This window comes from Streptomyces sp. NPDC043853, from assembly GCF_056436025.1.
Map to the genome: position 1 here is coordinate 117,694 of NZ_JBWKDJ010000014.1, position 24,433 is coordinate 142,126.

Consider the following 24,433-nt stretch of genomic DNA (forward strand, 5'->3'; position numbering starts at 1 on the left):
GCCCACCTGGATGAATCCGTTGCGGGCCCAGCCGCCTCGTGCGCTCCCTCCCGTGCCCGGGCCGGTGTCCTCGTGCAGCGCGAAGTAGACCGCGCTCGGCATGGGCCGGAAGAAGGGCAGCGGCAGGTCGCGGTCGATGAAGCCGGGCAGCAGGACGTCCCAGACCCGGGCGCCGCGCAGGGGCGCGAAGACCGTGTCGGCGTCGAAGGGGCGGTTCGCTGTCACCCGGTGATCATGCACGCAAGGGCCGGCCCGCCCCACCGGGTTTTTTCCGGGGAGCGGGGCCGGGGAGCATGGCCGGGGAGCAGGGCCGCGGACCGGCGTCCGGCCCCGGCCGCTACTGCCGGTCGGTGTCCCGGTCGGTGCCGGTCCCCCCGGCGGCCGGGGCCGGGGTGGCCGGGGCCGGGGTGGCCGGGGCCTCCTCGAAGTTCACCCGGCCCATGTGGCGGTTCATCGACTTCATCAGGGCCCACACGCCGACGGCGAGGGCCGCGAAGACGATGAAGCCGAGGATGCCCGGCGTCACCTTGTTCTTGTCGAAGGTGTCGGCGGCCAGCGGAAGGAACTGGGTCACAGCTGCCTGGGGAGCGCTCATGCTCACGCATTCTCCCGGATGCCCGCGAAGAGGTCGCCCTCGGGGATGGCGGTGTCGACGAGCGACTTCGCCAGCTCGTACTCCTCCGTCGGCCAGACCTCCCGCTGGATCTCCAGCGGAACGCGGAACCAGCCGCCGTCCGGGTCGATCTGGGTGGCGTGGGCGATCAGGGCCTTGTCGCGGATCTCGAAGAAGTCCGCGCACGGCACGTGCGTGGTCAGGGTCCGCTCCTTGCGCTCGAACTCCTTCCAGCGCTCCAGCCACTCGCCGTAGGGGGACTCCATGCCGCGGTCGAGCAGTGCGTGGTGCAGGGCCAGGGTGCGCGGCTTGTTGAAGCCCTGGTTGTAGTAGAGCTTCTGCGGCTGGTGGGCCGGGCCGAACTCGGCCTCGGGGTACTTCTCGGTGTCCGCCGCGCCGTCGAAGGCCACCATCGTGATCTTGTGGGTCATGATGTGGTCGGGGTGCGGGTAGCCGCCGTTCTCGTCGTACGTCGTGATGACCTGCGGCTTGAACGCGCGGATCTTCTTGACCAGACGGCCGGCCGCCTCGTCCACGTCCTCCAGGGCGAAGCAGCCCTCGGGCAGCGGCGGCAGCGGGTCGCCCTCGGGCAGGCCGGAGTCGACGTAGCCGAGCCATTCCTGCTCGACGCCGAGGATCTCGCGGGCCTCGTCCATCTCCTTCCGGCGGACCTCGTGGATGTTCTCCTCGATGTACTTGTCGCCCTGGAGCTTGGGGTTGAGGATCGAGCCGCGCTCGCCACCGGTGCAGGTCACGACGAGGACCGGCACTCCCTCGGAGACGTACTTGGCCATGGTGGCCGCGCCCTTGCTCGACTCGTCGTCGGGGTGGGCATGGACGGCCATCAGTCGAAGCTGCTCGGTCAAGACAGGATCCTCTGCGTTTCGGCACCGTCGAGGGGCGGCGGTCGGCGGGCGTTCGGGCGGCTTCTATAGTGACCGAATCGGGGGACGGAAAATTCCTGGCCCCCGGAGAGAGGATCGATCATGGGCTCGGTGCGCGAGGGGCTGCCCGGCGGGCTGCCCGAGGGGCGCTACGGCCGCTCCGCCGACGAACGCGCCGACCGCAAGCTCAAGATCGTCGGATCGGTGCTGGGGGTCGCGCTGCTGGGCGTGGTCGGCTGGATCGGCTGGGACTACGTGGCCGGCCAGAGCGTCAGCGCCGAAGTGATCAAGTACGACGTGGTGTCCGACTCCGAGGTGCGGGTGCACCTGGAGGTCCGCAAGGAGGCCGGCGTCACCGGGGTGTGCACGCTGAGCTCGCAGGACAAGGAGCACGGCGAGGTCGGCCGGGCCGATTTCACCTTCGCGCAGCCGGAGGAGCGGGTCGACGAGATGGTCACGCTGAAGACGACCGGCCGGGCGACGATGATCGAGCTGGTGGGCTGCCAGCCGGCCGGCCGAGCCGGCTGACGACACGCCCGGCAGCCGGACGGGGCGGGTCCGGGACGGGGCGGGGACAGGGCCCGTGGCGGCTCAGGCGGGTGCGGGGCCGGCCGTCTGCACGGCTGCCGCGGAGCTGCAATGACACACTTCATACGCACGGTCTCCTCCCCCTTTTCTTCCCGAATTGTTAGGCTCGTGGTTTCGCCCGCACCGCTGCACGGGGTGTGCGGCCATGAAGTCCCCTGTACCGACGAGGAGCACCTGTGACCCAGACGAGCGAGAGCGTCACCTGGCTGACCCAGGAGGCGTACGACCAGCTCAAGGCCGAGCTGGATTACCTGTCTGGTCCCGCCCGCACGGAGATCGCCGCCAAGATCGCGGCCGCCCGCGAGGAGGGTGACCTCCGTGAGAACGGCGGCTACCACGCGGCCAAGGAGGAGCAGGGCAAGCAGGAACTGCGCGTGCGCCAGCTGACCCAGCTGCTGGAGAGCGCGAAGGTCGGCACCGCCCCCGCGTCCGACGGCGTCGTGGCGCCCGGCACCTTGGTGACCATCGCCTTCGACGGCGACCCGGACGACACGATGGAGTTCCTGCTGGCCTCGCGCGAGTACGCGTCCTCGGCCTTCGAGACGTACTCGCCGCAGTCCCCCCTGGGCGCCGGCGTGATGGGCAAGAAGATCGGTGAGGACGCCGAGTACGAGCTGCCGAACGGCAAGCGGGCGTCGGTCCGCATCCTCGGCGTGAAGCCCTACACCGGCTGACCGTCCGCACCGCACACGAACGCGCGGAAGCCCCCACCGGCCGGTGGGGGCTTCCGCGCGTTCCCGCACGTTTTCGCAGGTGTGCACGGGTGTGCGCGGGTGTGCACGGGTGTGCGCGGGTGTGTGCGGGGCGGCTCAGACGGAGGCCGAGCGGTACTTGCGGACGGCGAGGGTGCGGAACACCGTGATGATCACGGCCGACCAGATCAGCGAGGCCCAGACGGGGTGCTGCATCGGCCAGGCGTCCGACGGTGAGACCCCGGGGTTGCCGAACAGCTCGCGGCAGGCCTGCACGGTGGCGCTGAAGGGATTCCACTCCGCGATGGGCTGGAGCCAGCCGGCCATGTTCTCGGTGGGCACGAACGCGTTGGAGATGAACGTGACGGGGAACAGCCAGATCAGCCCGCCCGAGGTCGCCGCCTCCGGGGTACGGACGGACAGCCCGATCAGCGCCCCGATCCACGAGAACGCGTACCCCAACAGGAGGAGCAGGGCGAATCCGCCGAGCGCCTTGGGCACGCCCTCGTTGATGCGCCAGCCGACGAGGAGGGCCACGACCGCCAGGACGACCAGGGTCAGCGCGGTCTGCACCAGGTCGGCGAGGGTGCGGCCGGTGAGCACCGCGCCCCGGGCCATCGGGAGCGACCGGAAGCGGTCGATCAGGCCCTTGTGCATGTCGTCCGCGATGCCGGCGCCCGCCCCGGCCGTCGCGAAGGTGACCGTCTGCGCGAAGATGCCGGCCATCAGGAAGTTCCGGTAGTCGCTCGCGCTGGTCGTGCCGCCGATCATCATCGATCCGCCGAACACGTAGCTGAACAGCACCACGAACATGATCGGCTGGATCAGGCCGAACACGATCATTTCGGGGATGCGGGTCAGGCGGATCACGTTCCGGCGGGCGATGACGAGTGAATCGCTCATGATGCTCACTTCGCCGCCTCCTCCTTCCGGGCCTTGCGGCCGTCCTTGCCCCGGTCCGCGGCGGCGGCGCCGGCCGCGCCGTTCTCCTCGTCCGCCAGCGCCGCCGCGTGGCCGGTGAGGGAGATGAAGACGTCGTCGAGGGTCGGACGGCGCAGCCCGATGTCGTCGATCTCGATGCCGCGCCCGTCCAGCTCGCGGATGACCTCGGCGAGCAGCCTGGCGCCGCCGGTCACCGGGACGGTGAGCTTGCGGGTGTGCTCCTCGACCGATGTCTCGCCCTTGCCGAAGACGGCCAGCACCTCGCGGGCGGCGGATATGTGCGCCGGGTCGTGGACCACGACCTCGACCCGCTCGCCGCCGGTCTGCGCCTTGAGCTGGTCGGAGGTGCCGCGGGCGATCACCCGGCCCTGGTCGACCACGCAGATGTCGTGCGCGAGGTGGTCGGCCTCCTCCAGGTACTGCGTGGTGAGCAGCAGGGTGGTGCCGCCCGCCACCAGCTCCTGGATCACCTCCCACAGGGCCTGCCGGTTGCGCGGGTCCAGGCCCGTGGTCGGCTCGTCCATGAACATCACGGGCGGCCTGACCACGAGCGCCGCCGCGAGGTCGAGGCGGCGGCGCATGCCCCCGGAGTAGGTCTTGGCGGTGCGCTCGGCGGCGTCCGCGAGGTTGAACCGCTCCAGGAGCTCGGCCGCGCGGGCCTTCGCCGCCTTGGGGCGCATCTGGTAGAGCCGGGCGACCATTTCGAGGTTCTCCCGGCCGGTCAGGTATTCGTCGACGGCCGCGAACTGCCCGGACAGGCCGATCGCCTTGCGGACCTCGTTGGGGTGTTTGAGTACGTCGATTCCCGCGACCTCGGCCTTGCCGCTGTCGGGCTGCAGGAGGGTGGTCAGGACACGCACGGTCGTGGTCTTTCCCGCACCGTTGGGGCCGAGCAGGCCCAGCACGGTGCCCTCGGGCACATCGAGGTCCACGCCGTCCAGGGCTCGTACGTCGCCGAAGGTCTTCACCAGACCTTCGGCGTAGATCGCGCCTGGCATATGGAGTCTCCCAGTATGAATCGGGTTTTTCCCATGTTTCGCACGCAAATCGTATGGGCGGGCCGACCGGCACGCCCAAACGGGCGACACGAGGAACCACACGCTATCGCGCTATATCGCGTCCCGCCCGGGAGTTTCCGCAGCCCGGCTCCCCGGATCGGATCCGGCCCTGCCCCCGGCCCTGCTCAGCCCTCGGCCCGGCCCTGCTCAGCCCTCGGCCCGGCCCTGCTCAGCCCTCGGCCCGGCTCAGCCCATGACCCGGTAGCCCGCGTTGTGCAGGGCCCGCGCCACCTCCGCGCAGTGCTCCGGCCCCTTGGTCTCCAGGTGGAGCTCCACCTCCACCTCCGTGAGCCCGAGCCGCGGGTCGGTCCGTACGTGGCTCACGTCCAGCACGTTCGCGTCGGCCACGGACAGCACCCCCAGCAGACCGGCCAGCGCCCCCGGCCGGTCCGCCACCTGCAACCGCAGCGAGAGGTAGCGACCCGCCGCCGCCATGCCGTGCCGCAGGATCCGCTGGAGCAGCAGCGGATCGACGTTCCCGCCGGAGAGCACCGCCACCACCGGCCCGTTCCCGTACAGCTCCGGCTCGCTCAGCAGCGCCGCCACCGGGCTGCACCCGGCCGGCTCGACCACCAGCTTCGCCCGCTCCAGGCACAGCAGCAGCGCACTGGAGAGCTCGTCCTCGGAGACCGTGCGGACGTCGTCCAGCAGCTCCCCGATGATGCGGAACGGCACGTCGCCGGGGCGGCCCACCCGGATGCCGTCGGCCATCGTGCTCGGGTTGTCGATGGAGATCGGGTGCCCGACCGCCAGCGAGGGCGGGTAGGCCGCCGCTCCCGAGGCCTGCACGCCCACGATCCGCACGTCCGGCCGCAGCGCCTTCACCGCGACCGCGACCCCCGCCGCCAGCCCGCCGCCGCCGATGCCCACGATGATGGTCCGCACCTCCGGGCACTGCTCCAGGATCTCCAGGCCGACGGTGCCCTGGCCCGCGATGATGTCGCGGTGGTCGAAGGGGTGGATGAACACCGCTCCGGTCCGGTCCGCGTAGTCCTGCGCGGCGGCGAGGGTCTCGTCCACCACCTGGCCGTGCAGCCGCACGTCGGCCCCGTAGTCGCGGGTGGCGGCCACCTTGGGGAGCGGGGCCCCGACCGGCATGAACACGGTGGCGCGCACCCCCAGCAGGGAGGAGGCGAGGGCGACGCCCTGCGCGTGGTTCCCGGCGCTGGCCGCGACCACCCCCGCCGCGCGCTGCTCCGGGCGCAGGCCGGCGATCCGCACGTACGCGCCGCGCAGCTTGAAGGAGCCGGTGCGCTGCAGGTTCTCGCACTTGAAGTGGACCGGGGACCCGGTGAGCGCGGAGAGGTGCCTGCTGCCCTCCATCGGAGTCACCCGCGACACCCCGGAGAGCATCTTCTGTGCCCCCCGCACGTCGTCGAGGATCACCTGGGGTACGGGCTGCGGCACGAGGTAGCTCATGTCCGCAAGTCTTGCAGCCCGGGGCTCGCGCGGCGCCAGGAGATTTCGCGGGAGGGCGGCGGGGACGGATCTCGCCATGCGGAACGGCGTACGCGGCACGAGCCGTCTGCCGCAGACTTGCCCCCGGTACGGCCCCGGACACGGCGAGCCTGCCGCCGTCGCCGGATCCGGCGACCCAGTTCCCGCACGACGCATACGGGCCACAGTCCATCCGCGTACGCTGTCCCCCATCCTTGTCGGCCCCACGCGAAGAGAGCCCACGGCCATGCCCTCCATCCCGGCCAATCCCGACCTGCCGGCCCAGGCCGCGCACGAGCGCGTTCCCGCCGGAGCCGGCCTGCTCGACGCGCTGCAGCACCAGGTCGCGCTGTTCGCCCGCCGGGCGGAGCAGACCCGCCTCGGCGGCGTCGGCCAGGCCCGCAACTCGATGGACCGCGCCGCGTACCTGCTGCTGAACCGGCTCGACCTGGAAGGCCCGATGGGCGTCAAGGCGCTGGCCTGCGGCATGGGCATCGACTCCTCCACCGTGACCCGGCAGGTCGCCCCGCTGGTGGAGACCGGGCTGGTCAAGCGGACCTCGCACCCCGAGGACGGCCGCGCCGTGGTGCTGGCCCTGTCCCCGCGCGGACTGGCGCGGCTGGAGGAGGTGCGGTCCTCGCGGCGCGAGCTGATGGCCCGGGTGACGGACGGCTGGACGGAGGGGGAGCGGGAGTCCTTCGCGACCCTGCTCACCCGCTTCAACCTGTCGCTGTCGGAGCTGATGGGCGCGGCGTCCGAGGGCGGCCCGACTTCCTGACCCGGCCGGTGCGGCGGCGTGAGCCGCCGTGTCCCGACTCTTGACCAACCCCTCCGGGCTGCCCGCACCATAAGCAGGTGGACGTCCGGGGGTTCGGCGGGTTCGGGCACTTCGACGGGGGCGCGGACCTCGCGGAGTCCGAGGAGTTCAAGGCGTTCGTCGCGGGGGCGGCGGGCCGGCTGCTCCATGTCGCCACCCTGCTGACCACCGAGCCGGAGGACGCGAACACCGCCGCCCGGTCCCTGCTCGCCGGCGCCCTGGCCCGTACGTTCGCCGCCTGGCCCCGGCTGCGCGGCGACGACCCGTACGACCACACCCGGCAGGAACTCTGCGCGGCCTTCGCCCGCTCGGCCTGGCGGCACCACCGCGGCCGCGGCGGCCCGCTCTCCCGGCTGCGGCCGCAGGCGCGCCTGGTGATCGTGCTGCTCGTGTACGAGGGCGTGGCCGAACCGCAGGCCGCCGCCCAGCTGGGGCTGCCGGTGGAGCGGGTCCGGTCGCTGCGCGGGCGCGCGATCTCGGTGCTGCGGCGCCCGGAGCGGGGGGCGGCCGCATGACTCCCGACCGCAAGGAGCTCGACGTACGGCGGATGCTGGACGGGCCGCACCCGGCCGTCCCGGCCGACCTGGCCTCCCGCGCGGCCGCGCGCGGCGGGGTGCTGCGGCGGCGCCGCCGCGCACTGCGCCGCGTGGGCTGGTGGCTGCTGCTCACCGCGGCCATCGCCTTCACGGTGTGGGCCGCGCTCACCCGCCCCTGGGTGGTCCCGTCGGAATCGGTCGCCCCGCCGCTGGAGGGCTGGTGACCGGCGGCCCCGTCAGCCGGTGTTCTACTTCTTGCTCAGGACGAGGTCGGTGCTCCACGCCTCGCCGAACTTGGTCTCCTTGCCGTCGGCGGTGTAGGAGTACACGCCCTCCAGCGGCAGGGTGGCGCCCGGCTCGGCGGACTGGAGGATGTCGCACACCTCCGCCACGGTCGTCACGGGGGTGTCCTTGATGGCGGTCACCACATCGCCCTCGCCCAGTTTGGCCTTTTCCGCAGGGGAGTTGGTCTTGGTGGACTGCACCAGCACCCCGTCCACACCGGCGTCCGCCAGCTGCTTCTGCGTCTTCTCGATGAGGGCCTGGTCCTCGGGAACGTAATCCGTCTTCAGGTCGGGATCAGCCGCCGCGGCGAGGTCCCAGCCCGGGGCGTTCTTCATGTCCCCGCCGGCCAGCACGTCGAGCACCGGCCGGGCGTGGTCGGCGGTGATCGCGTAGAACTGTCCCTGTGCCTCGAGCGCACTCAGCGTGTTGATGCCGACGACCTCGCCCTTGTCGTTGAGCAGCGGGCCACCGGAGTTGCCCGGGTTCACCGTGGCGGAGTGCTGGATGGTGACGGGATAGCGCGGCATCGACATCGACGGCTCGCCGTTGACCACGTTGGGGTTCTGCACCGAGCCGCTCGTGAACGCGGCCTTCTGGGACGTCGGATTGTCGCCGAGTGCCTGGGGGTACCCGAGCGAGACGACCTGGTCGGCCGTCTCCAGGTCCTTGCTGGGGCCGAACTTGAGCCCCTTCAGGTCCGACTGCGGCGAGGTGAATGTCAGCACGGCCAGATCCTCACAGGGGTCGATCCCGACCACCCGGGCGGGTGCCGGCGGGCGGTCCTCAACCACCACCTTCAACGACGACTCGCCCTCGACCACATGGGCGGCGGTGGCGATGAGCCCCTGATCGGGGTTGTAGATGAAACCGCTCCCCGCGTACTCCTTCCCCAGCACCTGAACGGTGCCCGGGGCCGCTTGGTCGTAGATCTCCCGGGGATCGAGCTCCTCGGCGTACGCCGATCCGCCGCCACCCGTCAGCCCGAGCAGCAACGCCGTGGCCGACACCACGGCACTTCTGGCCCGTACCTTCATGAGTTCGCTGCCCTTCGCAAGAAGAGAACAAGGGAACCCCTCATTCAGGCTAGGCCCGCCCGGACGGGCCGTCCTGTGCACCCGGCAAGCTTTGAACCCGAACAAGCTTCGGACCGAAAAGGCCAAGGCCCCGCCGGGCTGTCGCCGCGGCGGGGCCGGTCAGAGGCAGGGCCGGACCGTTCCGGTGGCCCGGATGCCTAGCCCAGGGCCTGGGAGAGGTCCGCGAGGAGGTCGTCCACGTTCTCGATGCCCACCGAGAGGCGGACCAGGTCGGCCGGGACCTCCAGTGCCGAGCCGGCCGCCGAGGCGTGCGTCATGCGGCCCGGGTGCTCGATCAGCGACTCGACGCCGCCCAGGGACTCGCCCAGGGTGAACAGCTGCGCGCGGTTGCAGACCTCGACCGCCGCCTCCTCGCCGCCCACGACCTGGAAGGAGATCATGCCGCCGAAGGAACGCATCTGCTTGGCGGCGATCTCGTGGCCCGGGTGCTCGGGCAGGCCCGGGTAGAGGACCTTGGTGACCTTCGGGTGCTTGGTGAGCATCTCGGCGACGCGGGTGGCGTTCTCGCTGTGCCGGTCCATGCGGACGGCCAGCGTCTTGATGCCGCGCAGCACGATCCACGAGTCGAACGGACCGGCCACCGCGCCCATCGCGTTCTGGTGGTACGCGAGCTCCTCGCCGAGCGCCGCGTCGGCGGTGACGAGGGCGCCGCCCACCACGTCCGAGTGGCCGCCCATGTACTTGGTCAGGGAGTGCACGACCACGTCCGCGCCGAGCGCGAGGGGCTGCTGCAGGTAGGGCGAGGCGAAGGTGTTGTCCACGACCAGCTTGGCGCCCGCGCTCCGCGCGATGTCGGCGACCACCGCGATGTCGGTGATGCCGAGCAGCGGGTTGGAGGGGGTCTCCACCCAGATGACCTTGGTCTTGTCGGTCAGGGCGGCCCGCACCGACGCCGGGTCGGAGGTGTCGGCCACCGACCACTCCACGCCCCACCGCGAGACGACCTTCGCGAAGAGGCGGAACGTACCGCCGTAGGCGTCGTTCGGGATGACCACGTGGTCGCCCGGGGAGAGCAGGGTGCGCAGCAGGCAGTCCTCGGCCGCCAGCCCGGAAGCGAAGGCCAGGCCGCGGCGGCCGCCTTCGAGCGCGGCAAGGTTCTCCTCCAGCGCGGTCCGGGTCGGGTTGGCGCTGCGGCTGTACTCGTAGCCGCCGCGGAGGCCGCCGACGCCGTCCTGCTTGTACGTCGACACCTGGTAGATGGGGGGCACGACCGCGCCGGTCAGCGGGTCGGCCGTGTTGCCCGCATGGATGGCGCGGGTCTCGAAGCTCTGGTGCTCGTGGCTGTCGTGGCTCATGCAGCAGAGCCTATTCGCCTCCGGGCCGGTCCGTCTGGTTCGCTTGGAGGCATGGAGATTCTCTGGTTCCTGATGATGGCCACCCTGCTGGTGGTCGTCCTGAGGGCGTGGATACGGCGCCGCCGCGGCGGTGTCGGACCGCAGCTGGTCGCGCCCGACAGCCCGGACGCGGCGGACCCCGCGAACTACGGCTTCGTACGGCAGGAACAGCTCGACATCCGGGTGCCCGGACCCGACGCGGACCTGATGGACACCCTCGCCGTGGTCCAGGGCACGCAGCAGTGGAAGGCCGCCTCCCGGCTGCTGGCCGGCACCCCGGCGGAGGGCGAGCTGCGCTGGCAGCGGGTACAGGCGTTCGCGGGCGCGGCCGCCCTGGAACTGGCGCAGCAGCCCGGCACCGGGGCGGGCTGGCTGAAGGCGTGGCGGCTGGAGGCGGAGGAGGACCCGGGCGGCGCCCAAGTGCACGCCGAGTTCCTGGTGCAGCAGGCCTGGCGGCAGTCCGGCGGCGTCGGCACCACCGACCACCGGATCATCCTGGAGGAGGCCCGCGAGGCCTGCGCCAGGGCCGCGGCGCTGACCCCCGGCGACCCCGTCCCGTACATCACGGAGCTGGCGGTCGCGCGCGGACTGGCGTACCGGCCCGCCGAGTTCGACGTACTGTGGGCGAAGATCATCGACTGTGCTCCGGCGCACATGGGCGCGCACATCGCGGCGCTGCACTACCTGTGCGCGAAGTGGCACGGCTCCCGCGAGCAGGCCGACGCCTTCACGCACGCGGCGGCCGCCCGCGCCCCGCAGGGCTCCCTGCTCTCGGCGCTGCCCCTGTTCGCGGTGTACGAGCACCTGCCCGAGATCGCCCTGGTGCAGGACTTCTTCGGGACCGCGGTGGTCACCCGCGCCGTGGAGGGCGCCCTGTACGCGGCGCAGAACGGCCGGGCCGACGACCCGATGCTGCCGCACGTCCGGCACCTGCTGGTGTTCTTCCTCGTCAACGGGCAGCGCTGGAGCGAGGCGATGGAACAGCTCCGGCACGTGGACGGGTTCGTGGGCGCGCTGCCCTGGTCCCACAACCCCGACCCGGCCGAGATGTACGCGGTGTTCCGCGCCCTGGCGGTCGGCGGCTACGAGGCCAACGGCGGCTCCCCGGCCACCCTGCCCCACTGAGGCCGACGGGCCCCGGCGCCCCACGGGGCACGCGGGCCCCGCACGCCCCGCAGGGCCCGTATAACGCCTGTGCAACACCCTCACAACGCCCTACAACCTCGGCCTCCCCCGCCGGTCAAACCCTGCATACTCATCAGGTTTTCGCACCAGCACAATCCCGTGGGGGGATCCGTCCTAATGGGCGCATATCTGCGCGCCTTGCGCGCTCTCGTACTGCTCGCCGGCTTCTATCTGCTCGGCCTCGTCCTGATCGCCGCCCTGGCCGGCCTCGACTGGCTCATGATCGCGAAGACCGACGCCGGCCCGCTGACCGCGAAGATCGTCATCGTGTCGGTGGTCCTCGCGCTCCCGATCCTCCGCGGCATGACCATGCTGCGCACCCCCAAGCCCGAGCCGGCCCCCGGCCTCCGCGTCACCGACACCCAGGAACCCGAGCTCTGGGCCGCCGTCCGCGAACTCGCCGAGGAGGTCGGCACCCGCGCCCCCGACGAGATCGTGCTCGTCGACGAGGTCAACGCGGCCGTCCGCGAGGAGGCCCGGCTGCTCGGCCTGCTCGGCGGCAAGCGCACCCTCTTCCTCGGCCTCCCGCTCATGACCGGCCTCGACGAGAACCGGCTGCGCGCGGTCCTCGCCCACGAGCTCGGCCACTACAGCAACTCCGACACCCGCATGATGCCGCTGATCGTGCGCGGCCGGACCCAGCTGGTCCGCACCATCTCCCACTTCCACGAGCGCGCCGACCACAAGGTCGCCAAGGAAGCCGCCAAGCAGGAGAAGGCCGCCGACAAGCGGCTCGCCAAGGGCAAGAAGGCCAAGGCCGTCGACACCACCGGGGCCGGCGTCACCTACCGCACCATGGCCCGGATCTACACCGCGTACGGCAACTTCTACCTGCGCGCCACCCGGTCCACCTCCCGCCGCCAGGAGTTCGCCGCCGACCTCGCCGCCGCCCGCATCTGCGGCCGCGACGCCTACGCCTCCGCCCTGCGCGAGATCAACGCGCTCTCCCCCGCCCACGACTTCTACATGGGCTCCTACGCCACCCTCGGCGTGGGCGCCGGCCTGCTCCCCCGCCCCGGCCAGTTCTTCGGCGGCTTCGCCGAGCTCCTCGCCGCCCGCACCGCCGAGCTCGACGACCTGCGCCGCGACCTCCCGACCGAGCAGGCCTCCCCGTACGACACGCACCCGCCGCTCGCCGAGCGCGTCGCCCGCATCGAGGCCCTCCCCGACGACGGCCACCCCGCCGCCGGCTCCGCCCGCCCCTCACTGGAGCTGCTCTCCGACCCGGCCGCCGCGTTCACCGCGCTGGAGCAGGAGATGCTCACCCCCGAGGCCCTGGCGATGCCCCGGATGGACTGGGAGGACCTGGTCCACAGCAGCATGAGCCAGTACGTCGCCCAGGGCGCGGAGGACATCCGCGGCGCCCTCACCGCCGAGGGCACCGACGGCACCCTGCCCTCCCTGCTCGACGCGATCGACACCGACCCGGCCGTGCTGTGGCGGATCGCCGAGCACTTCCCGAGGTCGGAGGAGGCCGCGGCGGCCACCGGCCGCGCCGCCCGCGAGTTCGCCCGCCCGGCCGTCCGCCGGGCCCTGAACCAGCTGGTCACCATCGAACTGACGGCCCGCGGCACCGCCCGCTGGCAGCTCTCCTGGTCCGACTCCGCCTCGGTCCGCTACCCGGCGGACGGCTTCGCCGACCAGCTCACCCTGGCGCTGGACGCGGCGGTCGCCGACCGCCCCGACACCGCCCTGCTCCGGAAGCTGGTGCTCGCCTCGTGATCGGTCTGTACATCCTGGGTCTGCTGCTGCTCGGTGCCGCGTACAAGGCCCTGCGCGGCATGTACCACATCCGCAAGGCGAAGCGACTGGAGGCCGAGGTCGCCACCCTCCAGGCCGGGACCGCGGAGGACAAGGCCGTCGCGGCCGCCCGGATCGTCGGGCTGGGCTTCGTACCGGGCGAGCGGCTGGACACCGAGAACCGGGCGCCGGTCCCGGCCGCGGAGGCGGCCGCGCTGGCCGCCGTCCGGGCCGGGGACTGGGAGACGGGCGCGGCCTGGATCGAGGCGGCCGGCCCCGACGGGGACGAACGGTATTGGCGCATCCAGCAGCTGTCGGTGACGGCCGCCGAGGACGACGCCTGGCTGCTGGCCTGGCGCGCCGCACGGCCCGAGGACCCCACGGCCGCGGCCGTCGACGCGGACACGGCCGTCCAGCTGGCGTGGAACGTGCGCGGCTCCAAGGGCGCCAAGCACACCACGCAGGAGCAGTTCCGGGTCTTCCACCAGCTGCTGGGCAGGGCCCAGGAGCTGGTGCACGAGGCCCAGCGGATCGCGGACCCGGCGGACCCGGTGCCGTACATGCTGGAGCAGCCGATCGCCATGGCGCTGGGTTACCCGCACGAGCGGTACGAGGCCCTGTGGGCGGAGATCACCAAGCGCGGTCCGCTCGTCCTCTCCGCGCGCACCAGCGCGCTGCAGTACTGGTGCGCCAAGTGGCGCGGCTCGCACGAGCTGGCGGAGTCCTTCGCCCGGGCCTCCGCGGCCCAGGGAGCCCCGGGGGACCTCCTCTCCCTCCTCCCCCTCTACGCGTACTTCGAGCACGAGACGTACGAGAACGAACTCGACCCGGACGAGTACTACAAGGCACCGGAGATCGTGGCGGCGGCCACGGCCGCCCTCGCCGACCTGGCGGCGGCCGACCCGGCCGACCCGCGCACGGTCCGGCTGCGCCACATGCTGGCCTGGATCCTCTACTGGCAGGACCGCTACGAGGAGGCCGTGGAGCAGTTCCGGGCGATCGACGGGCACATCGGCAGCGCACCGTGGACCTACGCGGGCGACCCGAAGAGGCGCTACCTGGAGGCCCGCGACTACAGCGTGCGCCAGGTGACACCGGACGAGTGAGGCCCGGCCCGTAAGACTTCGGTAACCGGGCCCGCCGGGGGAGGGGGAATCACCGGCCCCCCTCCCCCGTTCTCCTGGGTACACACCAGGAGGACGCATGTTCACGTACCGCCGTACGCCCGAGCTCCCCACCCCCGAGGAGGCCCTCAAGGGCCGCCCGGAGCCGCTCTTCACGCTGCCCGGCCGCCACACGGTCCTCGGCAACCCCCTCGACGGCCCCTACCCGGAGGGCCTGGAGGTCGCGGACTTCGGCCTGGGCTGTTTCTGGGGCGCGGAGCGCAAGTTCTGGCAGACCCCCGGCGTGTGGACCACGCTGGTCGGCTACCAGGGCGGCTTCACGGAGAACCCGACGTACGAAGAGGTCTGCTCGGGCCGGACCGGCCACACCGAGGTCGTCCGGGTGGTCTTCGACCCGGCCGAGGTCTCCTACGAGACCCTGCTCAAGGTCTTCTGGGAGGCCCACGACCCCACCCAGGGCTTCCGCCAGGGCAACGACGTCGGCACCCAGTACCGCTCGGCGGTCTACACCCACTCCGAGGCCCACCAGAAGACGGCCGAAGCGTCCCGCGCCGCCTACCAGCAGGTCCTGACCTCCTCCGGCTACGGCCAGATCACCACCGCGGTCCTCCCCGCCGCCGACCGCCCCTTCTGGAACGCCGAGGAATACCACCAGCAGTACCTGGACAAGAACCCCGCGGGCTACTGCGGCATCGGCGGCACGGGCGTCTCCTGCCCGATCGGCATCGCCCCGGCCGAGTGACCCGCCCCCGGCGCGGCTCCCGCGTCCCCGAGATCACCGGGCCATACCACTAGCGCGGGAGCCCACGGTCCGGCAGGAGGCCCTGGTCCAGGGCTACCACCACCGCTCGGGTGCGGTCGCTGACGTCGAGTTTGGCGAAGACGCGGAGGAGGTGGGTCTTCACCGTGGCTTCGGCGATGACCAGGCGTGCGCCGATCTCGGCGTTGGAGAGGCCGTCGGCTACGGCGTTCAGGACGTCCTGTTCGCGGGCGGTCAGGGTGACCTGGGCGGGGCGGCGCATGCGGGCGACCAGGCGTTCGGCGACGCGGGGTGCGAGGACGGTCTCGCCGCGGGCGGCGGAGCGGACGGCCTCGGCCAGCTGCTCGGCGGTGGTGTCCTTGAGGAGGTAGCCGATCGCGCCCGCCTCGACGGCCCGCTCGATCTCCACGTCGGTGTCGTAGGTGGTGAGGATGAGCACCCGGGTCCGGGACGGGCCGGCGGCGATCGCGGCGGTGGCCGCGACCCCGTCCATGACCGGCATCCGCAGGTCCACCAGGGCCACGTCCGGGGACGTGGCCTCGACGAGCTCGACGGCCTCGCGGCCGTCGCCCGCCTCGCCGACCACCTCGATGTCCGGGACGGGGGCGAGGAGGGAGATGACCCCCGCGCGCATCACGGTGTGGTCGTCCACGACCACCACCCGCAGTGGTTGATTCGCCGTCGTCACGTCAGTGGGCTCCGTTCGTGTGGAGGGTGGCCAGGATGCGGGTGCCGTCGCCGACCGAGCTGGTCACCGTCAGGTCGCCGTCGAGTTCGGCGAGGCGTTTGCGCATGCCGTCCAGGCCGAAGCCGAGGGATTCGGCGACCACGAAGCCCCGCCCGTCGTCGGTGATCTCCAGCTCGATGGCGTCCGGGTGCTGGGCGAGGACCACGAAGACCGTGCTCGCGTCGGCGTGTTTGCGTACGTTGGCCAGGGATTCCTGGGTGCAGCGGAGCAGCGCGATCCGGGTCTGCTGGTCGCAGTCGATGTCCTCGGGGAGGTCCGCCTCCACCGTGATCCCGGTGTCCTGGGCGAAGCGTTCCAGGGTGCGGCGCAGGGTGGGGACCACCGAGCCGGGGGTCAGGCCGCTGTGCGGGGCGGCGCCCACCAGGACCCGGGCCTCGGCGAAGTTCTCGCGGGCGGTCTGCTCGATGGAACGCAGCTGCCGTTCGGTGCGTTCCGGGTCGTCTCCGAGGCCGGCCCGGGCCGCTTCGGCCAGGACGATGATGGAGGCGAAGCCCTGGGCGAGGGTGTCGTGGATTTCGCGGGCCATCCGTTCCCTTTCGTCCGTGGCGCCCTGGCGGCGGTGCGCTTCCGCCAACTGCTCCTGGGTGAGGGAGAGTTCGGCGGCCAGCGCGGTGGCGCGGGCTTCGGTGTCGGCGAGCAGGCGGTGCAGCAGGAGGCCGGCCGCGACGGAGACGAGGTAGCCGGCGAGGGCCACGGCCGCGTTCCCCGGCGAGTCGATCCAGAGGCTGCCGGCCGCGGTGGCCACCGCGGCGCAGCCGCTGAGCAGCAGGGCGGCCCGGGGGCCGCGGGGCTGGAACCAGAACTGCGGGAGGGCGGCGACGAAGAGGGCCGCGCCGCCCCCGGGGAGGGCCGCCATCACCCCGAGCCCGAGGGCCAGCGCCCATAAGTAGAGCGGGGTGTGGTCCCGGGAGCGGTGGACGGCCGCGTAGGCGAAGGCGGCGCCCACCAGGACCAGGGAGGCCGCCTTCGCCGGCCCCGAGTCGTCTCCGGTGGCGATGGCCGAGGGGACCAGGCCCAGGAGGAGCCAGACGGCGGTGTACCAGCGGTGGACGTCCCTGCGGCCCGGTCGGTCGGTCATGTGATCAGCCTCATTCGATCAGCCTCATGCGATCAGCCTACGGACACCGGCTGACGGTCCGTCTGCCCGGACCCGGCGGTAGGGCGCATTCCGCGTACCGGCCACCAGTTGGCCTCGCCGAGCAGCAGCATCAGGGAGGGCAGCACCAGGACGCGGATGACGAAGGCGTCCAGCAGGACCGCGACGGCGAGGCTGAAGCCGATCTGCTTCATCTCGATCAGGTGCAGGGCGGCGAAGCTCGCGAAGACCGTCACCATGACCAGGGCCGCACTGGTGACCACCCCGGCGGAGGAGGACAGGCCCTCGACGACGGCCTGCCGGGTGGGGGTTCCGTTCAGCCGGGCCTCACGGATCCGGCTGATCACGAACACCTGGTAGTCCATGGAGAGCCCGAAGAGGATCACGAAGAGGAAGAGCGGGACGCGGGAGCCGATGGAGCCGGTGGAGTCGAAGCCGAGGAGTCCCTCGGCCCATTCGTTCTGGAAGACCAGGACGAGCAGGCCCAGCGAGGCGAAGGCGGAGAGCAGGTTCAGCACGATGCCGACGAGGCCGAGGACCACGGAGCGGAAGGCCCACACGGTCATGGCGAAGGTGACCAGCAGCAGTGCGCCGACGATGAGCGGCAGCTTCCGCTTCTGGTGGGCGGGGTAGTCGGCGTACCGGGCGATCTCGCCGGTGACGGCGGTCTCGGTCCCGGCGAGCGCGCCGACGGTGCCGGGGACGTATTCGGTGCGGAGGCGCTCCAGGGAGTCACGGGCCTCGGGGCTGCTCACCGAGTGCGGTACGGCCATCTCCAGGAGGGTGACGCGGCGGTCTTCGGAGACGCGCAGGACGGGCGTGCCGCCGATCGCCGGGTCCTCTGCGGCGGCCCGGTCGGCGAGGGTGCGCAGGGCGCCGGCGACGTCCTCGGCGCGGTCGGCGTCGGCGCGCACGACGACCTGGTGCATGGCCTTCAGGTCGGGGTAGGCGGCCATCAGGCGGTCGTAGGTCTTCATGGCGGGGATGGCGCGGGAGTGCGTCTCCCGGCTCATCTCGGTGATGTTGATGTTCAGGACGGGCAGGGCGAGGGCGACGAGGGCGAGGCCGGAGACGGCCAGGGTGAGCGCGGGGTGCCTGGCGACCGGGCGGAGCACCGCGGCGGTGATCCGGCCGCCGCCGGAACGCGGGGCGCGCCGGGTCCGCAGGGTGCGGCGGACGGGCTTGCCGGCCGCTGCCCGGGCCGCGGTACGGGCCTCCGTGCGGGCCCGGCGGCGTTCGGCGCGCTCGCCCAGCTTGGCGAGGACGGCGGGCAGCACGGTCAGCGAGCTGAGGACGGCGACCAGGGTGACGAGGACCGCTCCGGTGGCGATGGAGGAGAAGATGACGTCGTCGGCGAGGTAGAGGGTGGCGCTGGAGACGGCCACGGCGAGGCCGGAGACGACCACGGCCCGGCCGGAGGTGGCCGCGGCCAGCTCCACGATGGCCTGGGTGCCGAGGCGGCCGCCGGACCGGGCCCGTTCCTCGCGTTCCCGCTTGAGGTAGAAGAGGGTGTAGTCGACGCCTACGGCCAGGCCGATCAGCAGGATGACGTTGGTGCCGACGCCGGCGTCGGGGAAGACGTGCGAGGCGAGCATCGACAGGCCGACGGCGGCCACGATCGAGGAGATCGCCAGCAGCAGCGGTACGACGGCCATCAGCAGGGAGCCGAAGACCAGCAGCAGGGTGATCAGGGTGACGGGCAGGGCGATGACCTCGGTGCGGGAGAGGTCCTCGCCGCGGAGCTTGTCGACGCCCTTGCCGATGGAGGGGCTGCCGACCTCCTCGACGGTCAGCCGCGGGTGGGCGGCCCGGACCTCGGCGGTCTGTGCGAGGAGGGCGTCGACGTGCTTCTTGCCGTCGAGTTCGGCGCCCTTCATGGTGACGTCGACGCGCAGGGCGGTGCGGTCGGCGTTGGCGACGGGTTCGGCCACGGACAGCACTTCGGGTAACCGCCGCATGCGGGTGCCGATGTCGCGTGCGGCGGCCTCGGCCTCGGCCGGGTCGAGGCGGCCGGTGCCGGGCGCGGCCTGGATGACGACCCGTTCGAGGGGCTTCTGCTGGAGGCCGCCCTCGGCGGCGAGGGCCTCGGCCCGGCCGGCTTCGCCGATGCGGAAGTCCTCGGAGGCCGCGGGGTTGGAGCCGAGGGCGATGCCGGCGCCGAGGCAGAGGACGACGAAGAGGAGCCATCCGGTGATGGCCTGCCAGGGGTGCCGGGCGCTGTGCCGGGCCATGCGTACGGTGAGGTTCTTCATGGCGTTCAGCCTCGCCGCCCGGGGCATGTCGCCGACAGGACCGGCCGGTTGGACCTGTCGTCCACCGGTCGGTGGACAACAGGTCCAGGGCGGAGGGCCGATCCGGCTCAGAGGGTGGCGTTGTCGATGACGAAGCGGTAGCGGACGTCGCCGACGACGACCCGCTCGTAGGCCTCGTTGATCTCGTCGGCGCGGATCAGCTCGATCTCCGCGCCGAGCCCGTGCTCGGCGCAGAAGTCCAGCATCTCCTGGGTCTCGGCGATGCCGCCGATCATGGAGCCGGTGAGGGACTTGTTGCCGTTGATGACGGAGAGCAGGTTGAGGGAGACCGGCTCCTCGGGGACGCCGACGTTCACCAGGGCTCCGCCGACCTTCACCAGGTCCAGGTAGGCGGTGAGGTCGAGCGGGTCGGACACGGTGGAGACGACCAGGTCGAAGCGGCCGGCCAGTTCCTCGAAGGTCGCCGGGTCGCCGGTCTCGTGGTAGTGGGTCGCGCCGAGGGCCAGTCCGTCGTCCTTCTTGCGCAGGGACCGGGAGAGCACGGTCACCTCGGCACCCATCGCCTTGGCGATCTTGACGCCCATGTGGCCGAGGCCGCCCAGGCCGACGATCGCGACCTTCTTGCCGGGGCCTGCCTGCCGGTGCTTCAGCGGGGAGTAGAGGGTGATGCCGGCGCAGAGCAGCGGGGCGGCGGCGTCCAGCGGGAGGGAGTCGGGGATGCGGAGGGTGTAGTTCTCGTCGACGACGAGGTGGCTCGCGTAGCCGCCGTAGGTGGGGTCGCCGTTCCGGTCGAGGGCGTTGTACGTGAAGACGGGGCCCTCGGCGCAGAACTGCTCCTCGCCGCGCAGGCAGTGCTCGCACGTACGGCAGGAGTCGACGAGGCAGCCGACGCCGACGCGGTCGCCGACGGCGAACTTCGTGACCTGCCCGCCGACCGCGGCGACCACTCCGGCGATCTCGTGGCCGGGCACCATCGGGTAGATGCCCTCGCCCCAGCCGTCGCGGGCCTGGTGGATGTCGGAGTGACAGATGCCGGCGTACTTGATCTCGATGAGGACGTCCTGCGGGCCGACGGCGCGGAGCGGGACGGTGGTCCGCTCCAGCGGGGCCTTGGCGGCGGGGACGGCGTAGGCGGCGGCCTCGGTGACGGTGGCCTGGGACATGCGGTGGCTCCTCGGATCGTGTCCGTCGGTGGTGCTGGGGCGTTCGTTGACGGAACCGACGATGCCGGGGCGGGGAGCGGCCACCCAGTCCCCTGTCCTGCCTAGGACCGGGGAACCTACCACCGGCAGGGTCAGGATCGGCTCCGGGCCGGGGGCCGCCCGCCGGGGATACTGACGCCATGGACCAGCTTGATCAGCGAGCCGAACTGAGCGAGTTCCTGCGTTCCCGGCGGGCCCGGCTGCAGCCGCAGGACGTGGGCCTGCCCGCGTACGGGCGGCACCGGCGGGTACCGGGCCTGCGCCGTGAGGAACTGGCCCAGCTGGCCGGGGTGTCGGTGGCGTACTACACGCGGCTGGAGCAGGGCCACGGGCAGAACGTCTCGGTGAAGGTGCTGGACTCGATCGCGCGGGCGCTGCGGCTGGACGAGGTGGAGCGGGAGCACCTGGTGCACCTGGCCCGCCCGAAGGGGCGCGGGCGGATGTGCCGGCAGAGCTACCGGCCCGAGCGGGTGCGGCCGGAGCTGATGACGCTGCTCGACGCCATGGAAGGCGTACCGGCGTACATCGTGGGCCGGCGGCAGGACCTGATCGGCTGGAACCGGCTGGCGCGGGCGGTGTTCGGGGACTTCGAGGCGATGCCGGCGGCGGAGCGGAACCTGGTCCGGCTGGTGTTCCTGGACGAGGCCACGGCGGCGCTGTACCAGGACTGGGACTGCCGGGCCTGCGAGGTGGTCAGCAATCTGCGGTTGTACGCGGGCCTGCACCCGGAGGACCCGCAGCTGGCCCCGCTGGTGGGCGAACTGTCGGTGCGGAACGAGGAGTTCCGGCGCCTGTGGGCGGCGCACACGGTCGCGGACAAGGCGCACGGGGTCAAGCGGCTGCGGCATCCGCTGGTGGGGCCCATGTCGCTGTCGTTCGAGACGTTCCGGGTGACGGACAACCCGGAGCAGGCGCTGGTGACCTTCCACGCGGAGCCCGGTTCCGCCTCGGCGGAGGCGCTGGCACTGCTGGGCTCCTGGGGCGTCGCCGACCCGGCGCGGCCGGACCGCGGGGAGCCGGAGCGCGGGGAGCCGGACCGGAGAGCGGCCCAGCGGGCGGACCGGGCCGACCGGGCCGACCGGGCCGACCGGGCGCCTTAGGGCTGCGGCGCCCGGTCCGCCGGACGGTCAGCAGCGCGGGCAGGCGTCGCGGATCACGCGCCAGGTGAACGACGTGCTCCCCGAGTTGCCGGCCGGGTCGGCAGCGGTCACGGTGACCGTACGGGTCCCGGCCCCGCGGAGGATGCCGGAGATCCGGCCCGTCGAGGCGTCGATCCGGGTTCCCAGGGGCAGGTTGACGGCCGACCAGGTGTAGGGCGCGGTGCCCCCGGAGGCGGTCATCTGCAGGCTGACGCCGTCGTACTGGAAGCCGGTCTGCGGGCCGGGGTCGGCGACGGCGATCGCGGCGAGGGCGGTGGGGGCGGAGTGGGCCGCCGGGACCTCGGCGGGCGGGGCGGCGGCGTGCGCGGGGCTGGCGGTCGCGGCGGCCACGGCGAACAGGACGGCGACGAGGGCGGCCGGTCGGCCGCGGCGGGAAGAGCGCTTCATGGGACCCTCCGAGCTCGGCGGGGGCCGCCCGGAACGGCGGACGGCCCGGAACATGAGCGGGCGCACGCCGGCGGCGTGCGCGTTCGAAGTGCGGTCGCGCGTGTTCGAAGTGCGTGGAGCCCCGGCAGCATAGGCGTGGCGGGGAGGGGGCGCCAGTACGCCCGCCGGGACCACCCGGAAACGCAGGTGCCCCGGGGGCGCGTACGTCCGGGGAGCGCGTACGCCCGGGAACGCGTACGCCCGGGAACGCGTACGGCGGGGAGTTCCGGGCGGTGGGCCCGGGAACTCCCCGCCGCAGGCGGGTTCCGGTGAATGGAGGCGCGCGGTGGATCAGACCGCGGAACCGGCCTTCCACGCGGCCCAGTCCATGTTCCAGCCGTTCAGGCCGTTGTCCGGCTTGATGGTCTTGTCCGGGGAGTTGGTGACCGTGACGACGTCGCCGATCAGCGAGTTGTCGAAGAACCAGGCGGCGGGCTGGTTCGGGTCGCCGGCGCCCTTGACGTCGTTCAGGCCGACACAGCCGTGGCTGGTGTTGACGCTGCCGAAGACCGAGTCGGAGCCCCAGTAGTTGCCGTGGATGAAGGTGCCCGAGGTGGACAGCCGCATGGCGTGCGGGACGTCCTTGATGTCGTACTCGCCCTTGCCGTCGTCGTCCGTGAAGCCGACGGTGGCACCGTTCATCCGGGTCTCCTTGAACTTCTCGGAGATCACCATCTGGCCGTTGTACGTCGGGTTCGCCGGGGCGCCCGCCGAGATCGGGATGGTCTTGATGACCTGTCCGTCCCGGGTGACCGTCATCTTCTTGGTCTTGGCGTCCACGACGGAGACCTGGCTGCGGTCGATCTTGAAGGTGGCGGTGCGGTCCTGCACGCCGACGACGCCGGGCGCGCTCTGGACGCCTTCCAGCTTCATCTTCAGCGTGACGGTGGAGTTCGCCTTCCAGTACTGCTCGGGGCGGAAGTCCAGCCGCTGGGGGCTGAACCAGTGGCCGACGACCTCCTGACCGCTGCTGGAGGTGACGGTGATCGCCGACTGGACGGCCTTCTTGTCCTTGATCGGCTTGTTGAAGGTGATCGACACCGGCATGCCGACGCCGACCTTGGAGCCGTCCTCCGGGGTGAACGAGCCGACGAAGCTGTTCTCCGGGGAGACGGTGGTGAAGGAGGCGTTCTCGTGCGCCTCACGGCCACCGGCGTCCTTCGCGGTCGCCGAGAGCGAGTACTTGGTGGAGCGCTTGAGGGCGGCGTCCGGCTTCCAGCTCTTGCCGTCCCCGGAGATCTTGCCGGCAACGACAGCACCCTCGGAGGACTTCAGCTCCACCCGGGTGAGAGTGCCGTCACCGACCGTCACGGAGGTGGAGTTCAGACCGACGTTGGTGGCGCCGTCCTTGGGGGTGATGGCTATTCGGGCCTTGGAGGCGTCCTTGGCCGCGGCGGCGTCGACATCCGCCTGGGAGTTGCCGCTCGCCGCGCCGTTGCCCGCGGGCTTCTCGTCGCTGCCGCCGTCGTTGCAGCCCGCGAGCACCAGCACCCCGCCGAGCAGGGCGGATACGGCCGCCAGGCCTCTCCGCCGCTTGCTGTTCGTCCTCACACTCACTCCATCGTTGCCGGAACCCCGAGGATGGAACCTGAGCTTCGGTCCCAAGGCAGGGGACAGAGCCCCTGCCTTGGACGGACAACGCGAGCGGCGGGGGGTTCGGTTCCACATCCCGTTCGGATGTGGTCCACCCCACTGTCAGGCGCGGTCGTCCTCCTCGTTGAAGACCCCATCTTCCTCGTCGATGTCCCACTCCAGGGAGTCGGGGTCGTAATCGACCGGCTCGGTGCTCCAGGAGGCCTGGGCGAGCTCCACCCCGGGGACCTCCGCGACCAGGTCAGTGGGGTCGATGAGGTAGGCCAGGGCCTCGGCCTCGTCCTCCCGGACGGTCGCCTCGGCGTGCGAGCGCTCGTCGTCGGGCATGTACTCGTCGTCCTTGATGTGGTCCAGCGCCGCTCCGGTGAGTGCATCCGGATCCGGTACTTCCAGTACCAAATCGACACGAAGCCGGATGAATCTCGTGGTCTCTGATGTCTCCATGAGACGGAGAGTAAGCCTGCGGGCCGCCCTGACTTTCCCACGACCCGCCCCTTTGCTTAGCATCGGCCCACACGGCCAATTCGCTGCTGCCACAAGGGGGATCGAACCGTGTCCGCACGTCGACCGCTGCTCACCGCCCTCGGGGCGACCACCCTCCTCGGCGCCTTCTGGTTCGTCCCTTCGGCCAACGCCACCCCTCCGGAGCACTCCGGCACGCCTGCCGCCGGGAGCGCGCCGGTGAACGCCGGCACGACGCGGGTGACCGGGTCCCCGCGGAACGCGGAGCCGCAGCTCGCGCTCGCCGACACCGGCGGCGTGGACACCACCCCGTACGTCTTCGGGGGCGTGGCCTGCCTGGGCCTCGGCGCGTCCTTCGTGGTCTTCTCGGCGAGCCGTACGCGCGCCCGCTAGCGCGCCTGCCGG

At 72.1% G+C, this 24,433-nt stretch carries 25 protein-coding genes; 11 read left to right on the forward strand and 14 right to left on the reverse strand.

Annotation, left to right across the window (positions count from 1 at the left end; translation table 11 throughout):
• Positions 1-337: 337 nt before the first annotated feature.
• Positions 338-595: a hypothetical protein gene (locus AC067U_RS30030; protein WP_478832951.1), complete on the reverse strand. Its 258-nt coding sequence runs from the start codon at positions 593-595 to the stop codon at positions 338-340.
• A 2-nt stretch (positions 596-597) separates the two neighbouring features.
• Positions 598-1,479: a mycothiol conjugate amidase Mca gene (gene mca / locus AC067U_RS30035; RefSeq protein ID WP_478832952.1), complete on the reverse strand. Its 882-nt coding sequence runs from the start codon at positions 1,477-1,479 to the stop codon at positions 598-600.
• A gap of 120 nt (positions 1,480-1,599) precedes the next feature.
• On the opposite strand from mca, the gene AC067U_RS30040 reads away from it, so the two are divergent.
• Positions 1,600-2,025 (forward strand): DUF4307 domain-containing protein, encoded by a 426-nt coding sequence (locus AC067U_RS30040; RefSeq protein WP_478832953.1) that lies wholly within the window; start codon positions 1,600-1,602, stop codon positions 2,023-2,025.
• 236 nt (positions 2,026-2,261) lie between these two features.
• On the forward strand, positions 2,262-2,759 hold the full coding sequence (gene greA / locus AC067U_RS30045; protein ID WP_478832954.1) for a transcription elongation factor GreA: 498 nt from the start codon (positions 2,262-2,264) through the stop codon (positions 2,757-2,759).
• 135 nt (positions 2,760-2,894) lie between these two features.
• On the opposite strand, the gene AC067U_RS30050 is transcribed toward greA, so the two are convergent.
• From AC067U_RS30050 to ilvA, 3 genes are all read right to left on the reverse strand, one after another.
• Positions 2,895-3,680: an ABC transporter permease gene (locus tag AC067U_RS30050; RefSeq protein ID WP_478833022.1), complete on the reverse strand. Its 786-nt coding sequence runs from the start codon at positions 3,678-3,680 to the stop codon at positions 2,895-2,897.
• A gap of 5 nt (positions 3,681-3,685) precedes the next feature.
• Positions 3,686-4,717, reverse strand: coding sequence for an ATP-binding cassette domain-containing protein (locus tag AC067U_RS30055; protein ID WP_478832955.1), 1,032 nt, complete (start codon positions 4,715-4,717; stop codon positions 3,686-3,688).
• A 246-nt stretch (positions 4,718-4,963) separates the two neighbouring features.
• The gene (ilvA, locus tag AC067U_RS30060) at positions 4,964-6,196 is read right to left on the reverse strand and encodes a threonine ammonia-lyase (RefSeq protein WP_478832956.1); all 1,233 of its coding nucleotides are present in this window, start codon (positions 6,194-6,196) and stop codon (positions 4,964-4,966) included.
• A gap of 265 nt (positions 6,197-6,461) precedes the next feature.
• Between ilvA and AC067U_RS30065 the strand changes: the two genes are divergently transcribed.
• From AC067U_RS30065 to AC067U_RS30075, 3 genes are all read left to right on the forward strand, one after another.
• The gene (locus AC067U_RS30065; protein WP_478832957.1) at positions 6,462-6,992 is read left to right on the forward strand and encodes a MarR family winged helix-turn-helix transcriptional regulator; all 531 of its coding nucleotides are present in this window, start codon (positions 6,462-6,464) and stop codon (positions 6,990-6,992) included.
• A gap of 77 nt (positions 6,993-7,069) precedes the next feature.
• Complete coding sequence (locus AC067U_RS30070) at positions 7,070-7,546, forward strand: sigma factor-like helix-turn-helix DNA-binding protein (RefSeq protein WP_478832958.1); 477 nt, start codon at positions 7,070-7,072, stop codon at positions 7,544-7,546.
• Entirely contained in the window at positions 7,543-7,791 is a 249-nt protein-coding gene (locus AC067U_RS30075; protein ID WP_478832959.1) for a hypothetical protein, read from the forward strand. Before AC067U_RS30070 ends, AC067U_RS30075 begins: the two co-directional genes overlap by 4 nt.
• A 24-nt stretch (positions 7,792-7,815) precedes the next feature.
• On the opposite strand, the gene AC067U_RS30080 is transcribed toward AC067U_RS30075, so the two are convergent.
• Both AC067U_RS30080 and AC067U_RS30085 read right to left on the reverse strand, forming a co-directional pair.
• Positions 7,816-8,886: a S1C family serine protease gene (locus tag AC067U_RS30080; RefSeq protein ID WP_478832960.1), complete on the reverse strand. Its 1,071-nt coding sequence runs from the start codon at positions 8,884-8,886 to the stop codon at positions 7,816-7,818.
• A 197-nt stretch (positions 8,887-9,083) separates the two neighbouring features.
• A complete protein-coding gene (locus AC067U_RS30085; RefSeq protein ID WP_478832961.1) occupies positions 9,084-10,241 on the reverse strand; it encodes a cystathionine gamma-synthase in 1,158 nt (385 codons plus the stop codon).
• Positions 10,242-10,292: 51 nt separating this feature from the next.
• On the opposite strand from AC067U_RS30085, the gene AC067U_RS30090 reads away from it, so the two are divergent.
• From AC067U_RS30090 to msrA, 4 genes are all read left to right on the forward strand, one after another.
• The gene (locus AC067U_RS30090) at positions 10,293-11,405 is read left to right on the forward strand and encodes a hypothetical protein (RefSeq protein ID WP_478832962.1); all 1,113 of its coding nucleotides are present in this window, start codon (positions 10,293-10,295) and stop codon (positions 11,403-11,405) included.
• Between the two features lie 177 nt (positions 11,406-11,582).
• Positions 11,583-13,187: a M48 family metallopeptidase gene (locus AC067U_RS30095; RefSeq protein ID WP_478832963.1), complete on the forward strand. Its 1,605-nt coding sequence runs from the start codon at positions 11,583-11,585 to the stop codon at positions 13,185-13,187.
• Positions 13,184-14,311 carry a hypothetical protein gene (locus tag AC067U_RS30100; protein ID WP_478832964.1) on the forward strand — a complete coding sequence of 376 codons (1,128 nt, stop codon included), beginning with the start codon at positions 13,184-13,186 and terminating at the stop codon, positions 14,309-14,311. The genes AC067U_RS30095 and AC067U_RS30100 overlap by 4 nt, the downstream gene beginning before the upstream one ends.
• Before the next feature lie 97 nt (positions 14,312-14,408).
• Positions 14,409-15,071: a peptide-methionine (S)-S-oxide reductase MsrA gene (gene msrA / locus AC067U_RS30105; RefSeq protein ID WP_478832965.1), complete on the forward strand. Its 663-nt coding sequence runs from the start codon at positions 14,409-14,411 to the stop codon at positions 15,069-15,071.
• Positions 15,072-15,120: 49 nt separating this feature from the next.
• On the opposite strand, the gene AC067U_RS30110 is transcribed toward msrA, so the two are convergent.
• From AC067U_RS30110 to AC067U_RS30125, 4 genes are all read right to left on the reverse strand, one after another.
• Positions 15,121-15,777, reverse strand: a complete 657-nt coding sequence (locus AC067U_RS30110) for a response regulator (RefSeq protein WP_478832966.1) — start codon at positions 15,775-15,777, stop codon at positions 15,121-15,123.
• A 1-nt stretch (position 15,778) separates the two neighbouring features.
• Positions 15,779-16,915 (reverse strand): sensor histidine kinase, encoded by a 1,137-nt coding sequence (locus tag AC067U_RS30115; RefSeq protein ID WP_478832967.1) that lies wholly within the window; start codon positions 16,913-16,915, stop codon positions 15,779-15,781.
• A gap of 32 nt (positions 16,916-16,947) precedes the next feature.
• Positions 16,948-19,185: an MMPL family transporter gene (locus AC067U_RS30120; RefSeq protein WP_478832968.1), complete on the reverse strand. Its 2,238-nt coding sequence runs from the start codon at positions 19,183-19,185 to the stop codon at positions 16,948-16,950.
• 107 nt (positions 19,186-19,292) lie between these two features.
• On the reverse strand, positions 19,293-20,348 hold the full coding sequence (locus AC067U_RS30125) for an NAD(P)-dependent alcohol dehydrogenase (RefSeq protein ID WP_478832969.1): 1,056 nt from the start codon (positions 20,346-20,348) through the stop codon (positions 19,293-19,295).
• Between the two features lie 179 nt (positions 20,349-20,527).
• On the opposite strand from AC067U_RS30125, the gene AC067U_RS30130 reads away from it, so the two are divergent.
• Entirely contained in the window at positions 20,528-21,487 is a 960-nt protein-coding gene (locus AC067U_RS30130; protein WP_478832970.1) for a helix-turn-helix domain-containing protein, read from the forward strand.
• 27 nt (positions 21,488-21,514) lie between these two features.
• Here the strand turns inward: AC067U_RS30130 and AC067U_RS30135 are convergent, their stop codons facing one another.
• From AC067U_RS30135 to AC067U_RS30145, 3 genes are all read right to left on the reverse strand, one after another.
• Entirely contained in the window at positions 21,515-21,934 is a 420-nt protein-coding gene (locus AC067U_RS30135; protein ID WP_478832971.1) for an Ig domain-containing protein, read from the reverse strand.
• Between the two features lie 330 nt (positions 21,935-22,264).
• Complete coding sequence (locus AC067U_RS30140; protein WP_478832972.1) at positions 22,265-23,524, reverse strand: L,D-transpeptidase; 1,260 nt, start codon at positions 23,522-23,524, stop codon at positions 22,265-22,267.
• Positions 23,525-23,668: 144 nt separating this feature from the next.
• Positions 23,669-24,010, reverse strand: coding sequence for a hypothetical protein (locus tag AC067U_RS30145; protein ID WP_478832973.1), 342 nt, complete (start codon positions 24,008-24,010; stop codon positions 23,669-23,671).
• 108 nt (positions 24,011-24,118) lie between these two features.
• Between AC067U_RS30145 and AC067U_RS30150 the strand changes: the two genes are divergently transcribed.
• Entirely contained in the window at positions 24,119-24,421 is a 303-nt protein-coding gene (locus AC067U_RS30150; protein WP_478832974.1) for a hypothetical protein, read from the forward strand.
• The last annotated feature ends 12 nt before the right edge of the window (positions 24,422-24,433 follow it).

Bases quoted from the DNA above. Each gene is read 5' to 3' on its own strand.
- AC067U_RS30030 (WP_478832951.1), bottom strand. From the start codon at position 595: ATGAGCGCTCCCCAGGCAGCTGTGACCCAGTTCCTTCCGCTGGCCGCC.
- AC067U_RS30090 (WP_478832962.1), top strand. From the start codon at position 10,293: ATGGAGATTCTCTGGTTCCTGATGATGGCCACCCTGCTGGTGGTCGTC.
- AC067U_RS30065 (WP_478832957.1), top strand. From the start codon at position 6,462: ATGCCCTCCATCCCGGCCAATCCCGACCTGCCGGCCCAGGCCGCGCAC.
- AC067U_RS30095 (WP_478832963.1), top strand. From the start codon at position 11,583: ATGGGCGCATATCTGCGCGCCTTGCGCGCTCTCGTACTGCTCGCCGGC.
- AC067U_RS30135 (WP_478832971.1), bottom strand. From the start codon at position 21,934: ATGAAGCGCTCTTCCCGCCGCGGCCGACCGGCCGCCCTCGTCGCCGTC.
- AC067U_RS30040 (WP_478832953.1), top strand. From the start codon at position 1,600: ATGGGCTCGGTGCGCGAGGGGCTGCCCGGCGGGCTGCCCGAGGGGCGC.
- AC067U_RS30125 (WP_478832969.1), bottom strand. From the start codon at position 20,348: ATGTCCCAGGCCACCGTCACCGAGGCCGCCGCCTACGCCGTCCCCGCC.
- AC067U_RS30115 (WP_478832967.1), bottom strand. From the start codon at position 16,915: ATGACCGACCGACCGGGCCGCAGGGACGTCCACCGCTGGTACACCGCC.
- AC067U_RS30050 (WP_478833022.1), bottom strand. From the start codon at position 3,680: ATGAGCGATTCACTCGTCATCGCCCGCCGGAACGTGATCCGCCTGACC.
- AC067U_RS30075 (WP_478832959.1), top strand. From the start codon at position 7,543: ATGACTCCCGACCGCAAGGAGCTCGACGTACGGCGGATGCTGGACGGG.
- AC067U_RS30080 (WP_478832960.1), bottom strand. From the start codon at position 8,886: ATGAAGGTACGGGCCAGAAGTGCCGTGGTGTCGGCCACGGCGTTGCTG.
- AC067U_RS30130 (WP_478832970.1), top strand. From the start codon at position 20,528: ATGGACCAGCTTGATCAGCGAGCCGAACTGAGCGAGTTCCTGCGTTCC.
- ilvA (WP_478832956.1), bottom strand. From the start codon at position 6,196: ATGAGCTACCTCGTGCCGCAGCCCGTACCCCAGGTGATCCTCGACGAC.
- msrA (WP_478832965.1), top strand. From the start codon at position 14,409: ATGTTCACGTACCGCCGTACGCCCGAGCTCCCCACCCCCGAGGAGGCC.
- AC067U_RS30120 (WP_478832968.1), bottom strand. From the start codon at position 19,185: ATGAAGAACCTCACCGTACGCATGGCCCGGCACAGCGCCCGGCACCCC.
- AC067U_RS30055 (WP_478832955.1), bottom strand. From the start codon at position 4,717: ATGCCAGGCGCGATCTACGCCGAAGGTCTGGTGAAGACCTTCGGCGAC.
- AC067U_RS30145 (WP_478832973.1), bottom strand. From the start codon at position 24,010: ATGGAGACATCAGAGACCACGAGATTCATCCGGCTTCGTGTCGATTTG.
- AC067U_RS30085 (WP_478832961.1), bottom strand. From the start codon at position 10,241: ATGAGCCACGACAGCCACGAGCACCAGAGCTTCGAGACCCGCGCCATC.